This is a genomic window from Klebsiella huaxiensis (assembly GCF_003261575.2).
Lineage (GTDB): Bacteria > Pseudomonadota > Gammaproteobacteria > Enterobacterales > Enterobacteriaceae > Klebsiella > Klebsiella huaxiensis.
In genome coordinates this window covers 5,940,144-5,955,677 of the sequence record NZ_CP036175.1, presented here as the reverse complement: position 1 = coordinate 5,955,677, position 15,534 = coordinate 5,940,144, and the positions used below count along the sequence as shown (strand labels likewise).

The window sequence follows — 15,534 nt, the reverse complement described above, 5'->3', positions numbered from 1 at the left end:
GCCCTCTGTGAATTATGCGAAGCGGTAGCCTGCAAGCCGCTGTGCGTAAGGCGCGAAGTCGATGCCGTTGGCCTGATTAATCTGTTGTATATGTTCTTCAGGGAAAGCTTCTATGCCATGAAGCGCGCCGCAGATAGCCGTTGCCATCGCGCCGATGGTATCCGTGTCGCCGCCTAAATTTGCCGCCAGCATGGCGCATTTCATGGGCTGAGTTCCTGACAGTTCGACCAGCGCAATCGCTGCCGGGACGGATTCGATAATATCCATGCCGGCACCGATATCTTCGTAAATACGTTCAATGCCTGTCAGATGGTCAGTCTCTCTGGTCATCATATCTAACGCTAAGTGGATGCGATTCCCGAGAAGTGGACTAAAAGTGGACTCATACTGGCGCTGGGTTTCATTTGCGAGTGATGCCAGCTCGGTTTTGATTAACGCCCACCCGGCACCTTCAATGGCGCGGCTGATAGCCCAGGCAATCACCACTGCGCCGGCAATCGCGATATCTGATTTGTGCGTCGGTAGACAGGATAGCCGTACTTGCGCAATGAAAAACGCCCTGTCTCGGGTTGGCAATAGGCAACCCATCGGCGCTACACGCATCGCTGCGCCGTTGGTCACGCCGTTAGCCGCGATCTCATCAAGCGCTTGCCCTTGCTCGAGCGCGAGCAGAGAGGCCTTCGAAGTCGGGCCGAGAATATTTTTCTCAAACGCCCGGCAGCGTCTGGCCCACAGCAGAATATGTTTGGCGATGACCAGTGGATCGGTTACACCGTTGGTTTCATTCAGTGCATCCATTAAAGCGATACACTGGTGCGTATCATCGGTGAACTCCGCAGCGCTAAATTCGCAGGCCGCGATATTCTCTTTCGGGCCGGGAAGAAAGCGTTCAATCCAGCCAAAATGGTTGATGACTCGACGTTTAGGCCATAGCTCGGAAGGCATACCCATTGCATCACCAATGGCTTGCCCATAAAGACAGCCAAGGATACGGCGTTCGGCGGTATAGGTAGGGCGAATATCAGACATCGACGACTCCCGGTAAGAGATGAATAAAAGTTGTACTAAAAATAGATCCAGATTAAGTCCAGTTAAAGTCCTTTATAATCACTCTGTGATCGACGGCGCATTCTGATAGCAAATTGGGATTCGGGAGAGTGCGGGGAGGGGTTATGATGAGGGTATAGATTCCAGTATGGATCCACTATGATAAATCCACTGGTGATTAATCCTTTAAGGCCACATGAATTATGTCGCAACCGCTGCTTGAGTATATAAAAGGTCGTCTGAATGCCGAGGCGCCTGCGCCGCTTTATATTCAATTAAAACAGGCTATTGAAGCTGCAATAGCGGATCGGTTACTGACTCATGGCAGTATTTTGCCCTCTGAACGCAAAATGTCCCAGGCTCTCGAGCTATCGCGCGTGACGGTGGTCAAGGCGCTGGAGGCGCTGCTGGAAGCCGGACTGGTTACCAAGCGTCACGGGAAAGGCACTGAGGTGAATCTGCCGGTAAGCTATAACCTTGCCAGTGGCGGATTTTCTGCCCAGCTACAAAATTCAGGGACGGTGTCTAATCGGTGGCTGGTGAGGGAAAAGCTGGCGGCGGATGATATTCTGGCTCGCGAGCTGGAGATCGCGGTTGGAGATCGGGTGGCAAAAATAAAACGTGTACGTTTAGTTGATGCCCTTCCTGTTTCCATCGAAACCATGTTTATCCCTGAACGTTTCTTGCCTCGCCCGGATTTGCTCGAAGGCTCGCTGTATGCCCACTGGGCTGAAAACAATATTTTTCCCGATCTTCAGGATTACTCCCTGACGGTGCATATCCCTTCGGGTGAGGAACTGAATTTGCTCGACTTACCTCATGGGATGCCGTTGATGAAAATTACGCTGAAAAGCCGTAATGCTCATGGGGACGTGCTTGAGTATGGAACCGCGTTTTGCCTGAGTAATTACTTTAATTTTGATTTCAGAGTAAAGCTTCAGGCGTTGCGGACATAGGGCACTGCAGGCACAGCCTGGAAAGATGAATAGTTGCCACGCGGCGGAGAAGGGCATTACCAGAATTAGCGATGGCAGCATATTTGCCGTAGGAAAGCGTGAATTCCGCAGAGCCGAAAACCTGTCGCCAGCATGATGATGCCCCCCGCAGGCCGTAAAATCGGCCACCATCGAGGGATTAATCATCGTCATGATAAAACTGGCGGCAAAAAAGAGAATAACGAAGACAATAAGCTGAGGCACAAAGATGATGGCGATAATGTAGCCGAGTGCGGAGGTAAAAATAACGGTGGTAAAGGAATCGAGAATGGATTTGGTAATTAATAATGAAAAGGGCCTGTGTCAGGCCCTTTTGTTACGACAGGAGGAAATTATTTGATATTGAATACGCGGTTGGCGTTGCCCCAGGCGATTTTATTTTTCAATTCAGTATCCATTTCCAGCGGATCGAACCAATCACAAGCCTGATGAATATCCTCATACGGATAATCGACGGAGAACATCACGCGATCCGGGCCCATAATATCAATCGCATTTTGCAGAGAATAGGTATTGAAGTGACCGCTGGTGGTGACGATAAAGTTATTCTGCAAATAGTGCATTAACGGTTTCTCTGCTTTGCCCAAACCGCAGCCGAAGCGTTGACGGTAGAGACGATGCTGAGTACGCGGCAGCATGTGTACCAGGCCTTCGCCTAAGTGGCCTAAAACCAGGTTCAGGTCAGGATAACGGTCAAACAGACCACTCATCATCAGGCGAATCGCATGGACCGCCGTTTCCTGAGCAAAGCCCCAGGCGGAACCGATCAGGCTTTCATAGCCGGTGTAGATACCGCGCGCTGGGCCTTCTAATGGTTCACGCGGGTGCAAATATACGGGGACGTTCAGCTCATTGACTTTATCCCAGAATACCAGCATGGATTCATCATCCAGGTACAGGCCATGTTCGCTATCCTGGACGTTGGTATAACCGTTAATCAGTGCGCCTTTCATGCCTAGTTTTTTGACTGCGCGATCCAGTTCTTCGGCTGCAGCCTCTGGATTTTGTAATGCCAGAGTCGCAAATGCGCTGAATTTATCCGGGTTTGGCTTAACATAATTTTCAACGATATAGTCGTTGGTTTCACGAGCGAAAGATACCGCAGCTGATTTATCTAAAATAGATTGTGCGCCAGGTGAAGTCAGAGAAAGAATCACGTGGTCGATATTACGTTGCGCCATTTCATCCAGCTGATAGCTGCGATCTAATAAACGGCGTTCAACGTCTTTCATATATTCTGAGCCATTTCTTGCCGCTTCGCCAGTTGAGTCCCAGAGGCTGTTATTTTTCGGTGTTGAAACGTGCTCTTCTAAAGCGATTTTTCCACGCATAATATATTCCTCGAATCTGTTTTTGTATGACCTGATGCGAGGAGAATAGAATTTTTTACGTACTTACGGCAATAAACAGAATCCAATACGGGTTATCAGAAAAACTAATACAGCATTATTTTTGAATGCTTAAAAGTTAATAGAGGTTTTTATTGTTGCTGGCTGTAGCAAAGTTGGCGATCAGCGTACGCAGCCAGATGTGCCCGGGATCGCGGTGCAGACGCTGATGCCAGACCTGACGAATCGCGATTTCCGGCAGCGAAAAGGGTAACGGCCAGCTGCAGCAGGGATAACGATGGGTAATATGGTGTGCCAATTGCTCGGGAACGACGGCGATCAGTTCACTGCCCGCAACCAGCTCACCTGCACCTAAAAAGCTGGGGAGGGTGAGGGAAATACGGCGCGGCATGCCGTACTCATTGAGCAGTCGATCGATATCGCCATGCCCGGTGCCGTTGACGTGAACGGCCAGATGTTTTTCCAGCCGCCAGTTCTCGGCGGTAAACGAGGAACGGATCCGCGGATGATTTTTTGCCGCCAGGCAAACATAGGATTGATTAAACAGGCGCTGCTGGTAAACGCTATCCGGTAGCTGCATCAGATAACCGATGGCTAAATCACACTTGCCTGATTCGAGCGCGCCCAGCGTTTGATCGTCGATATTCAGCACTGAAAAAGTAATACCTTCAGCGTTCTGTTGTTGTAACCGTACCTGCAAGGGCGGTAACAATGTCATCTGGCTGATATCGGTCATGCCAATAGTGAAATTACGCGTACTGGTTTGGGGGATAAATTCAGGGTTGCCAGGAAGTTGATTATCGACCAATTGAAGAATGGTAAAAATGGTCTGGGCGATATCATCAGCGCGCGGCGTGGGCACCATGCGTTGCCCTATACGCACAAACAGAGGATCGTCAAAATGCTCGCGCAGTTTTTTCAACAGCAGGCTGCCGGTCGGCTGGCTGATATTGAGCGCTTCGGCGGCGGGAGAGACGTTCCCCAGGCGGAAGAGGGCGGAAAAAAAACGCAGCGATTTGAAATCCAGTTCTTCTCGCATGATATTTCCCTGGTTGAGCTATTTTGCTGCGCGCTCCTCGCTGAGCTGCAACGGCCAGTGAACGTAACTTTGCCACTGGCACTCTTGTTCTACCATCTCCCGGCCCAGCGGATGATTCTCCAGCCAGCCTTGCGGTAGCGTCAGCGTCAAACTTTCATCTTTGGCAGTCAGCGTAATCATCGGTAGCAGATCGTCGCGTCGGCGGCTGGCAAACAGAATAGCCAGACGCAGCAGGCGGCACATATGTTCCGCGACTCTCGGCGGCACCGCGTTTTGCTGATGAATCGAAGAGAGGTCGACGGCGTTGGTCTGGTTTAGCAACAGCGTCGCCAGCAGTTTTTTTTGCGCAGGCGTGAAGCCAGGCAGGTCGAGATTTCGAACGAGCCAGGCCGCGTGCAGAGGCGCTTGCTTATACTCTACGCTCAGGCCTATTTCATGCAGTTGACAGGCACTTTGCAGCAGATCGAAGCATAATGGCTCAATATCCCAACTATTTTCCACCTGACGAACAAAATGCGCGGACAGCTGTGCAACGCGCTGCGCCTGCTCGGTATCCACCAGAAACCGGCGCTGAATATTACGCAGTGTGCGGCTACGAATATCCTGATCGACCGACAGATGCAGCATGCCGTAGACAAGACCTTCACGCAGTGCCCCACCCGCGAGGGTCATGCACTGAATGTTCAGCTCGCTGAAAATGGCCATCAGTATTGCCAGACCGCTCGGGAAGACTAACGCCCGTTCGAGCGTCAAGCCTTCAATCTCCAGCTCTTCCAGACGACCGCACTGAATTGCGCGCTGTTTGAGCTGCTGCAGTTTGGCCAGGGTGATGCGTTCATCCATCCCCTGCGCCATCATGATTTCCTGCAAGGCCTGAACGGTACCGGATGCGCCGACACAGACCTTCCAGCCGTGATAGCGCAGAACATAGGCCACGGGACGCAGCACTTCGCGCGCGGCGGTTTCGGCAAGGTCGAAATTTTCTTTGGTGAGGCTGCGATCGGCGAAGTAGCGCTCCAGCCAGGTGACGCAACCCATCGACAGGCTGAAAAGCGAGGTGGTTTGCGCACCGGTTCCAGTAACCAGTTCAGTACTGGCTCCGCCGATATCCACGACCAGACGCTGATCTGCGCCGCCAGTGGTATGCGCAACGCCCTGATAAATCAGACGAGCTTCCTCTTCACCGCTGATGACCTGCACCGGGCAGCCGAGGATTTCCCGCGCTTTTTCCAGAAACTCTCCAGCGTTTACTGCCAGACGAAGCGTCGCGGTGGCGACCACGCGAATTTGCGCTGGAGGTATATCCTGCAGGCGCTCGGCAAACAGACGTAAACATTGCCAGCCGCGCTCCATTGCTTCTACGGAGAGCGTATTGTCGCCATTCAGACCGGCAGCCAAACGCACTTTGCGTTTAATACGACTGAGGGTCTGGATGCTCCCCGCCACCTCGCGTACAACCAACATATGAAAGCTATTAGAACCTAGATCGATAGCTGCATAGAGCGAGGTGGAGTTCATACACTTCATCCTTCAAATTGCCTCTGCGTTGGCTGCGTTCTCTTACCCGAATCACTTACCAGAGTAAGCTCGTCGGGATTCGTTCTCTTGCCGCCTTGATGCAACTTGAATGATTTTGTGTATGGCATATAGCTTTAACCTGAACGACGACGGTTACGTGGCGGACCGTTACGGCGTGGACCGTTACCCGGACGCGGACGCGTCAGACGTAGTGCCCTGGGCAGATCGGTCATGAGCGCATCTGGATTGTATTTGCTCACCGGAATCGAATGTCCAATATAGGTTTCGATAGCCGGCAGATTCAACGCGTACTCTTCACAAGCCAGGCTGATTGAGTGACCGCTAGCGCCAGCGCGTCCAGTACGACCGATGCGGTGAACGTAGTCTTCACAATCGTCCGGTAGGTCGTAGTTAAAGACGTGAGTAACCGCTGGGATATGCAGGCCGCGGGCGGCAACGTCGGTGGCGACCAGAATATCGATATCGCCGCGAGTGAATTCGTCGAGAATGCGCAGGCGTTTTTTCTGTGCGACATCGCCGGTCAACAGACCAACGCGATGGCCGTCCGCCGCCAGGTGACCCCAGATATCTTCACAACGATGTTTGGTGTTGGCGAAGATAATGGCGCGATCCGGCCACTCTTCTTCCAGCAGCGTCTGCAGCAGGCGCATTTTTTCTTCGTTGGAAGGATAGAATAACTCTTCTTTAATTCGGTGACCTGTTTTCTGCTCCGGCTCGACTTCGACGTATTCGGCGTTGTTCATTTGCTCGAACGCCAGTTCACGCACGCGATAAGAAAGGGTGGCAGAAAACAGCATGTTCAGGCGCTGATTGGCCGGCGGCATACGACGGAACAGCCAGCGAATATCTTTAATAAAGCCGAGATCGTACATGCGATCGGCTTCGTCGAGGACAACAACCTGAATGGCGCTGAGGTTGATATGGTTCTGTTTGGCGTAGTCGATAAGGCGGCCGGTGGTTCCGATCAGGATATCAACGCCGCTTTCCAGTACTTTCAACTGCTTGTCGTAGCCGTCGCCGCCGTATGCGAGGCCGAGCTTCAGACCGGCAGTCTGTGCCAGCGGTTCTGCATCAGCGTGGATCTGCACTGCCAGTTCGCGGGTCGGAGCCATGATCAGTGCGCGCGGCTGGTTGACCTGGCGGTCAGCAATGGCCGGGTGAGTGAGAAGATAATGAAACGTTGACGTCAGAAACGCCATCGTTTTACCGGTACCGGTTTGCGCCTGCCCGGCAACATCACGACCTTCCAGCGTCAGCGGGAGAGCGAGTGCCTGGATGGGTGTGCAATTATGAAACCCTTTTTTTTCAAGGGCTTCAATCACTGCCGGGTGCAGGGCGAAGTCGGAAAACTTCTGTTCTGTTAAGTGTGTTTTGCTCATAGTGTGGTAGAATATCAGCTAACTATTGCATTAAGAAAGCGTATCCGGTGAAATAACGTCAACCTTTCGTTGGCTATGCATGAAATGACTCAAGGTGCGTCTGCGGCAATTGAACGAATCCTCGAAAGCTTAGACTACTTAAGCGAGCCGGGGTGACAAATCTGCGATAAGCCGGTTTGAATACAGATTGCTTTGACTCCTGAGCGGCGAGGTCCATGATGGGCCGTGTCGCGCAGGTGGCTTAAAGGGGCATCCTGAAAATAGCGTGCATAACGGAGCATCGACACGTCGTTGATGACTGCGACACCAACACACCAGGCTTATTCCTGTGGAGTTAAATATGAGCGATAAAATTATTCACCTGACTGACGACAGTTTTGACACGGACGTACTCAAGGCTGACGGGCTAACCCTCGTCGATTTCTGGGCAGAGTGGTGTGGTCCGTGCAAAATGATCGCCCCGATTCTGGATGAGATCGCTGAAGAGTATCAGGGCAAACTGACCATTGCGAAACTGAACATCGATCAGAACCCGGGTACTGCGCCGAAATACGGCATTCGCGGCATCCCGACTCTGCTGCTGTTCAAAAATGGCGAAGTTGCAGCAACCAAAGTTGGTGCGCTGTCTAAAGGCCAGTTGAAAGAGTTCCTCGACGCCAACCTGGCGTAAGCGATTTGCTATTCCGGCGTCCAGACTCCTATTTTTTGCGGATCTCTGGACGCCCGGCAAGAGTCGTGCTAAGTTAATTCCAGACTTCGTTTTAAACATACCTTTGTTTGAATCTTGTTTTACCCAAAGCGTCCCGCAGAAAATGCGCGTGAAGCTAATAATTCCGGGCTTATCACTCATTCCGTCTAGTCGTTTCAGTTCTGCGTTCTTTCCTGTGACCAGGCGACGTACAGACACGAGATGAAGGCCGTTAACAGGCATGGATGTTCCTGCCATACCATTCACAACATTAAGTTCGAGTTTTACCCCGAGTTTAAGAACCCACACCATTATGAATCTTACCGAATTAAAGAATACGCCGGTTTCTGAGCTGATTACTCTCGGCGAAAATATGGGTCTGGAAAACCAGGCACGTATGCGCAAGCAGGACATCATTTTTGCCATCCTGAAGCAGCACGCAAAGAGTGGCGAAGATATCTTTGGCGACGGTGTGCTGGAGATACTGCAGGATGGATTTGGTTTCCTCCGTTCTGGAGACAGCTCCTACCTCGCCGGTCCTGATGACATCTACGTATCCCCTAGCCAAATCCGCCGTTTCAACCTCCGCACTGGTGACACCATTTCCGGTAAGATTCGTCCTCCTAAAGAGGGTGAGCGTTACTTTGCATTGTTGAAAGTTAACGAAGTTAACTACGACAAGCCGGAAAACGCGCGTAATAAGATTCTGTTCGAGAACTTAACGCCGCTGCACGCAAACTCACGTCTGCGTATGGAGCGTGGTAATGGTTCTACGGAAGACTTAACTGCTCGTGTCCTGGATCTGGCATCGCCGATCGGTCGTGGTCAGCGTGGTCTGATTGTTGCACCGCCGAAAGCGGGTAAAACCATGCTGCTGCAGAATATTGCACAGAGCATTGCGTACAACCACCCTGATTGTGTGCTGATGGTACTGCTGATCGACGAACGTCCGGAAGAAGTGACAGAGATGCAGCGTCTGGTGAAAGGTGAGGTTATTGCTTCTACCTTTGATGAACCGGCATCCCGCCACGTTCAGGTTGCGGAAATGGTTATCGAGAAAGCGAAACGTCTGGTTGAACACAAGAAAGACGTTATCATCCTGCTCGACTCCATCACCCGTCTGGCTCGTGCCTACAACACCGTCGTACCGGCTTCCGGTAAAGTGTTGACCGGTGGTGTTGACGCCAACGCCCTGCATCGTCCGAAGCGTTTCTTCGGTGCTGCGCGTAACGTGGAAGAGGGCGGTAGCCTGACGATTATCGCCACAGCTCTGGTCGATACTGGCTCTAAAATGGATGAAGTTATCTATGAAGAGTTTAAAGGTACCGGCAACATGGAATTGCACCTCTCGCGTAAGATCGCTGAAAAACGCGTCTTCCCGGCGATCGATTACAACCGTTCCGGTACGCGTAAAGAAGAGCTGCTCACCACTCAGGAAGAGCTGCAGAAGATGTGGATCCTGCGCAAAATCATCCATCCTATGGGTGAAATTGACGCGATGGAGTTCCTCATCAATAAACTGGCGATGACCAAAACTAACGATGACTTCTTTGACATGATGAAGCGCTCGTAAGTTAAAAAAAGCCAGAAAACGCCACGCTATTGCGTGGCGTTTTGTTTTCTGGGTTTGTATGATCCAGAAAGGGAAAACAAAGCGGGTGTTATCGTATGATGTGTGCAGCACAATACCAGGCAGAGAGAACTTTAACAGACTAAAATCTATACAATAAATTTGTAATGTTCTGCTTTACCCCTTCAGGAGTTGAGACATCATCGTTATACTTCCCGGATTAACTATGCTGAGAGCACATGCGTTGTGAATTTACTCACTGCTATTACTGAATTAATCAGTATTTTCTTATTCACTACCCTATTTATATTTGTTGCTCGTAAGGCGGCAAAAAGAGTTGGGTTGGTGGATAAACCTAACTATCGCAAACGGCATCAGGGTTTGATTCCGTTAGTCGGTGGTATCTCAGTTTATGCAGGTATTTGTTTTACGTTTGCTATCGCAGATTATTATATCCCCCACGCGCGGTTATATCTGTCTTGCGCAGGGGTGCTTGTGCTGGTTGGTGCACTGGACGACCGCTTTGATATCAGTGTAAAAATTCGCGCGGTTATTCAGGCCGCCATCGCCGTCATTATGATGACGGTCGGTAATCTTCATCTTAGTAGCCTGGGTTTTATTTTTGGTTCGTGGGAGCTGGTGCTCGGCCCTTTCGGATTCTTCCTCACGCTGTTTGCCGTTTGGGCTGCGATCAATGCCTTCAATATGGTTGATGGTATTGATGGTCTGCTTGGCGGTCTCTCCTCTGTCTCTTTCGCGGCGACGGGCATCATTCTGTGGTTTGATGGTCAATACAGCCTGGCGATGTGGTGTTTTGCGATGATCGCCGCCATTTTGCCCTATATTTTACTTAACCTCGGTGCGCTTGGTCGTCGCTACAAGGTCTTTATGGGTGATGCCGGCAGTACCATGATTGGCTTCACTATCATCTGGATCCTGCTGGAGACCACGCAAGGCAAAACGCACCCCATTAGCCCGGTTACCGCGCTGTGGATTATTGCCATTCCGTTGATGGATATGGTGGCGATTATGTATCGCCGCCTGCGTAAAGGGATGAGTCCGTTCTCCCCGGACCGTCAACATATTCATCATTTAATCATGCGTGCCGGGTTTACTTCCCGCCAGGCATTCGTGCTGATCACCCTGGCCGCCGCGTTGCTGGCGCTGGTAGGCGTGGTGGCGGAATACACCCGTATTGTTCCTGAATGGGTGATGTTGATACTGTTTTTGTTAGCCTTCTTCCTTTATGGCTACTGCATTAAACGCGCCTGGAAAGTGGCGCGTCTGGTTAAGCGCATTAGACGCAGAATACGGCGACACAGCAGCAATAATCCAAATTAACCAAGTAAGTCTGGGGATGTGATGACTCAACCATTACCGGGAGCACGAGCAGTGAACGTTGAGAATGAGCTGGATATTCGCGGGTTGTTTCGCGCCTTATGGGCAGGAAAAAGCTGGATAGTAGGTACGGCAGTGCTCTTTGCGCTGATTGTTCTGGTTTATACCTTTTTTGCTCGCCAGGAGTGGAGCGCAACGGCGATTACTGACCGGCCAACAGTGAATATGCTGGGCGGCTACTATTCGCAGCAGCAGTTCTTACGCAATCTCGACATCAAGGCCAATCTTGTATCGGTCGATCAACCTTCGGTAATGGACGAGGCGTACAAAGAGTTCATTATGCAGCAGGCGTCCTGGGATACCCGGCGCGACTTCTGGCTGCAAACGGATTACTACAAACAGCGCCAGTCGGGCAACGCCCGCGCAGACGCTGCATTGTTGGATGACCTGATTAACGATATTCAGTTTATGCCCGGCGATGCGCTAAAAAGCGTCAATGATAGTGTGAAGCTGACGGCTGAAACGGCACCGGATGCTAACAACTTGCTGCGTCAGTATGTCGCTTTCGCCAGCCAGCGTGCGGCAGGGCATCTGAACGATGAACTGAAAGGTGCCTGGGCGGCGCGGACCGTGCAGATGAAAGCGCAGGTAAAGCGACAGGAAGAGGTGGCGCGTGAGATTTTCAATCGCCGCAACCATAGCGTGGAGCAGGCGCTGAAAGTCGCGCAACAGCACAACATTTCTCGCAGCGAAACCGATGTTCCGCCTGACCAACTGCCAGATTCGGAACTGTTTTTACTGGGGCGGCCGATGCTGCAGGCTCGACTGGAAAACCTACAGGCAGTAGGACCGGAATACGATATCGACTATGACCAAAGTCGCGCAATGCTAACAACATTGAACGTTGGGCCAACGCTGGACCCTCGTTTTCAGACTTACCGGTATTTGCGAACACCTGAAGAACCGGTAAAACGCGATAGCCCGCGCCGCGTATTTCTGATGGTGATGTGGGGGATTGTGGGCGCGCTCATCGGCGCAGGCGTTGCGTTATCGCGTCGCCGTATCCAGTGAATGCAGCCTGTGATGAAGGACATTCGCCCTTCATCACCTAATCGAAGAGAATCGATGTGAAAGTACTAACCGTATTTGGCACGAGACCAGAAGCCATCAAGATGGCACCTCTGGTACATGCGCTGGCAAGGGATCCTCATTTTGAGGCGAAAGTTTGCGTGACCGCGCAGCATCGGGAGATGCTCGATCAGGTGTTGAAACTTTTTTCAATTGTTCCGGATTATGACCTCAACATTATGCAGCCGGGTCAGGGCTTGACGGAGATTACCTGCCGCATCCTTGAGGGATTAAAGCCGGTGCTGGAGTCATTCAAACCGGACGTCGTGCTGGTGCATGGCGACACTACCACCACGATGGCGGCGAGTCTGGCGGCTTTCTATCAACGCATCCCGGTGGGACATGTCGAAGCAGGGTTGCGCACGGGGGATTTGAACTCGCCGTGGCCGGAAGAGGGGAACCGCACGTTAACCGGACGGCTGGCGACGTACCATTTTGCGCCGACGGAGACCTCGCGACAGAATCTGCTGCAGGAAAACATTGCGGATGCTCAAATTACGGTCACGGGTAACACGGTGATTGATGCGTTGTTCTGGGTACGCGATCGCGTGTTGAGCAACGAAGCGTTAAGCAGTGAACTGACCGAGCGCTATTCCTTCCTTGGCAATGGCAAGAAGATGATCCTGGTTACCGGGCATCGTCGGGAGAGCTTCGGTCGCGGTTTTGAGCAAATCTGCCATGCGCTGGCGGAAATTGCAGCTAATAACCCGGACGTACAAATTGTTTACCCGGTTCATCTGAACCCGAACGTCAGCGAACCGGTTAACCGCATTCTCGGCCATGTTGATAACGTCATGCTGATTGAGCCACAGGACTATCTGCCGTTTGTCTGGTTGATGAATCGCGCATGGCTGATTCTCACCGACTCCGGTGGTATTCAGGAGGAAGCGCCGTCGCTTGGCAAGCCGGTACTGGTGATGCGTGAAATGACTGAGCGCCCGGAAGCCGTCAGCGCTGGCACCGTGCGCCTGGTGGGTACTGACAGCCAGCGCATCGTCGATGAGGTCACGCGCTTACTGCAAGATGAGTCCGCGTATCAGGCCATGAGTCGGGCGCATAACCCGTACGGCGATGGACAAGCGTGTCATCGTATTTTGTCCGCACTTAAAAATAATCAGGTAACGCTATGAGCTTTTCTACCATTTCGGTAATTGGCCTTGGGTATATTGGCCTGCCAACTGCAGCCGCGTTCGCCTCCCGGCAAAAGCGGGTAGTCGGCGTTGATATCAATCAACATGCCGTGGAGACCATTAACCGTGGTGAAATTCATATCGTGGAGCCGGATCTGGCGAGCGTCGTCAAAACGGCGGTCGAGCAGGGTTATCTGAGCGCCACCACCGCGCCGGTGGAAGCCGATGCTTACCTGATTGCGGTACCGACGCCGTTTAAAGACCTGCATAAGCCGGATATGGTTTTCGTTGAATCGGCGGCCAAATCTATCGCACCGACGCTGAAGAAAGGTTCGTTGGTGATCCTCGAATCCACTTCCCCTGTCGGCTCAACCGAGCAAATGGCAGGTTGGCTGGCGGAAATGCGCCCTGATCTGAGCTTCCCACAGCAGGTTGGTGAAGCGGCAGACGTCAATATCGCCTACTGTCCTGAACGTGTTTTACCGGGGCAGGTCATGGTTGAGCTGATTAAAAACGACCGCGTGATCGGCGGAATGTCCCCGGTTTGCTCCGCCCGCGCCAGCGAGCTGTATAAAATTTTCCTCGAAGGGGAATGCGTGGTGACCAACTCACGCACCGCCGAGATGTGCAAGCTGACCGAAAACAGTTTCCGCGACGTTAACATCGCTTTTGCTAATGAACTTTCGCTAATTTGCGCCGATCAGGGGATCAACGTCTGGGAACTGATTCGCCTGGCAAACCGCCATCCGCGCGTCAATATTCTCCAGCCCGGCCCGGGCGTTGGCGGCCACTGCATCGCGGTTGACCCGTGGTTTATCGTAGCGCAGAACCCACAGCAGGCGCGGCTTATCCGCACCGCGCGCGAGGTGAACGACCATAAACCAGAATGGGTGATCGACCAGGTTAAAGCGCGGGTTGCCGACTGCCTCGCGGCCAGCAATAAGCGCGCCAGCGAGCTGAAAATTGCCTGCTTCGGCCTCGCATTTAAACCCAATATCGATGACCTTCGTGAAAGTCCGGCGATGGCGATTGCCGCGCAAATCGCCCGCTGGCATGGCGGTGAAACGTTGGTTGTTGAGCCAAATATTCATCAGTTGCCGAAAAAGCTCGACGGCTTGTGCGCTCTGGCGTCGCTGGACGAGGCGTTGGCGAGTGCGGACGTGCTGGTGATGCTGGTCGATCACAAAGAATTTAAAGCCATTAGCGGCGATAGCGTCAGCCAGCCGTTTATCGTCGATACCAAAGGGGTCTGGCGGTGAGAACGATTCTGGTCACCGGCGGAGCCGGGTTTATCGGTTCGGCGGTGGTACGTGAAATTATCACTGAGACCGCCGATAACGTGGTGGTCGTTGATAAGCTGACCTACGCCGGGAATCTGATGTCGTTGGCTCCTGTTGCTCAGGATGCTCGCTTTGCTTTTGAGCAGGTGGATATCTGCGATCGCGCGAAGCTGGATCGCGTATTTAGCCATCATCAGCCGGATATCGTGATGCACCTGGCCGCCGAAAGCCACGTTGACCGCTCTATTGACGGCCCTGCGGCGTTTATCGAAACCAATATCGTTGGCACCTATACGCTGCTGGAAGCGACGCGGGCTTACTGGAATGGGCTCAAGGATGACCCAAAATCGGCCTTTCGCTTCCACCACATCTCGACGGATGAGGTCTATGGCGACTTGCATAATAGCGGTGAATTTTTCACCGAAACTACGCCTTATGCGCCAAGCAGCCCTTATTCCGCCTCTAAAGCCAGTAGCGATCATCTGGTACGCGCCTGGCAGCGCACCTATGGCTTGCCGACGCTAGTAACTAACTGCTCGAATAATTATGGACCGTATCATTTCCCGGAAAAACTGATCCCGCTGACCATCCTCAACGCGCTGGCGGGTAAACCCCTGCCGGTTTACGGCAATGGTCAACAGATCCGTGACTGGCTGTACGTTGAAGATCACGCCAGGGCGCTGTATCGGGTGGCAACGAGCGGGGAGCCGGGCGAAACTTACAATATCGGCGGTCATAACGAGCGTAAGAATATTGAGGTAGTGGAAACGATTTGCGATCTGCTGGAGGAGCTAGCGCCGCACAAACCGGACGGTCTGGCGCATTATCGCGATCTCATCACTTTTGTTACCGACCGTCCCGGACACGACCTGCGCTACGCCATTGACGCGGCGAAAATTGAGCGTGAGCTGGGCTGGACGCCGGACGAAACGTTTGCCAGCGGGATGCGCAAAACCGTTCAGTGGTACCTGGTCAATGAAGCCTGGTGGCAGCAGGTGCTGGACGGCAGTTATCAAGGCGAACGCCTGGGGCTGCAAGCCTGAGTGCTTGAG

General features: G+C 52.5%; 12 protein-coding genes and 2 pseudogenes. 8 read left to right on the top strand and 6 right to left on the bottom strand.

What is annotated here, in order from left to right; all coding sequences use genetic code 11:
* Positions 1-12: 12 nt before the first annotated feature.
* On the bottom strand, positions 13-1,029 hold the full coding sequence (locus tag DA718_RS28475) for an ADP-ribosylglycohydrolase family protein (RefSeq protein WP_112216123.1): 1,017 nt from the start codon (positions 1,027-1,029) through the stop codon (positions 13-15).
* Between the two features lie 221 nt (positions 1,030-1,250).
* On the opposite strand from DA718_RS28475, the gene DA718_RS28470 reads away from it, so the two are divergent.
* Positions 1,251-2,003, top strand: a complete 753-nt coding sequence (locus tag DA718_RS28470) for a GntR family transcriptional regulator (RefSeq protein WP_112216124.1) — start codon at positions 1,251-1,253, stop codon at positions 2,001-2,003.
* A 105-nt stretch (positions 2,004-2,108) separates the two neighbouring features.
* Here DA718_RS28470 and DA718_RS31110 read toward each other — a convergent pair.
* The 5 genes and pseudogenes from DA718_RS31110 to rhlB all read right to left on the bottom strand — a co-directional run.
* Positions 2,109-2,288 (bottom strand): annotated as a pseudogene (locus DA718_RS31110) (DUF554 family protein); the annotation flags it as partial.
* A gap of 86 nt (positions 2,289-2,374) precedes the next feature.
* Complete coding sequence (locus DA718_RS28460; RefSeq protein WP_112216126.1) at positions 2,375-3,373, bottom strand: amidohydrolase family protein; 999 nt, start codon at positions 3,371-3,373, stop codon at positions 2,375-2,377.
* A gap of 129 nt (positions 3,374-3,502) precedes the next feature.
* Positions 3,503-4,430: pseudogene (locus DA718_RS28455) on the bottom strand (LysR family transcriptional regulator).
* 18 nt (positions 4,431-4,448) lie between these two features.
* Entirely contained in the window at positions 4,449-5,957 is a 1,509-nt protein-coding gene (gppA, locus tag DA718_RS28450) for a guanosine-5'-triphosphate,3'-diphosphate diphosphatase (RefSeq protein ID WP_167492837.1), read from the bottom strand.
* 125 nt (positions 5,958-6,082) lie between these two features.
* Positions 6,083-7,348 carry an ATP-dependent RNA helicase RhlB gene (rhlB, locus tag DA718_RS28445; protein ID WP_112216130.1) on the bottom strand — a complete coding sequence of 422 codons (1,266 nt, stop codon included), beginning with the start codon at positions 7,346-7,348 and terminating at the stop codon, positions 6,083-6,085.
* A 340-nt stretch (positions 7,349-7,688) separates the two neighbouring features.
* Between rhlB and trxA the strand changes: the two genes are divergently transcribed.
* The 7 genes from trxA (at position 7,689) to rffG (ending at position 15,525) form a co-directional block, all read left to right on the top strand.
* Positions 7,689-8,018, top strand: coding sequence for a thioredoxin TrxA (gene trxA / locus DA718_RS28440; protein ID WP_004097507.1), 330 nt, complete (start codon positions 7,689-7,691; stop codon positions 8,016-8,018).
* A 331-nt stretch (positions 8,019-8,349) separates the two neighbouring features.
* On the top strand, positions 8,350-9,609 hold the full coding sequence (gene rho / locus DA718_RS28435; RefSeq protein WP_110276891.1) for a transcription termination factor Rho: 1,260 nt from the start codon (positions 8,350-8,352) through the stop codon (positions 9,607-9,609).
* 243 nt (positions 9,610-9,852) lie between these two features.
* Complete coding sequence (wecA, locus tag DA718_RS28430) at positions 9,853-10,947, top strand: UDP-N-acetylglucosamine--undecaprenyl-phosphate N-acetylglucosaminephosphotransferase (RefSeq protein ID WP_110276890.1); 1,095 nt, start codon at positions 9,853-9,855, stop codon at positions 10,945-10,947.
* A gap of 21 nt (positions 10,948-10,968) precedes the next feature.
* Positions 10,969-12,015 (top strand): ECA polysaccharide chain length modulation protein, encoded by a 1,047-nt coding sequence (wzzE, locus tag DA718_RS28425; RefSeq protein ID WP_110276889.1) that lies wholly within the window; start codon positions 10,969-10,971, stop codon positions 12,013-12,015.
* Positions 12,016-12,071: 56 nt separating this feature from the next.
* On the top strand, positions 12,072-13,202 hold the full coding sequence (wecB, locus tag DA718_RS28420; protein ID WP_112216131.1) for a non-hydrolyzing UDP-N-acetylglucosamine 2-epimerase: 1,131 nt from the start codon (positions 12,072-12,074) through the stop codon (positions 13,200-13,202).
* Positions 13,199-14,461, top strand: coding sequence for a UDP-N-acetyl-D-mannosamine dehydrogenase (gene wecC, locus DA718_RS28415; protein ID WP_112216132.1), 1,263 nt, complete (start codon positions 13,199-13,201; stop codon positions 14,459-14,461). The genes wecB and wecC overlap by 4 nt, the downstream gene beginning before the upstream one ends.
* Positions 14,458-15,525, top strand: coding sequence for a dTDP-glucose 4,6-dehydratase (rffG, locus tag DA718_RS28410; protein WP_112216133.1), 1,068 nt, complete (start codon positions 14,458-14,460; stop codon positions 15,523-15,525). The genes wecC and rffG overlap by 4 nt, the downstream gene beginning before the upstream one ends.
* Positions 15,526-15,534 lie beyond the last annotated feature (9 nt).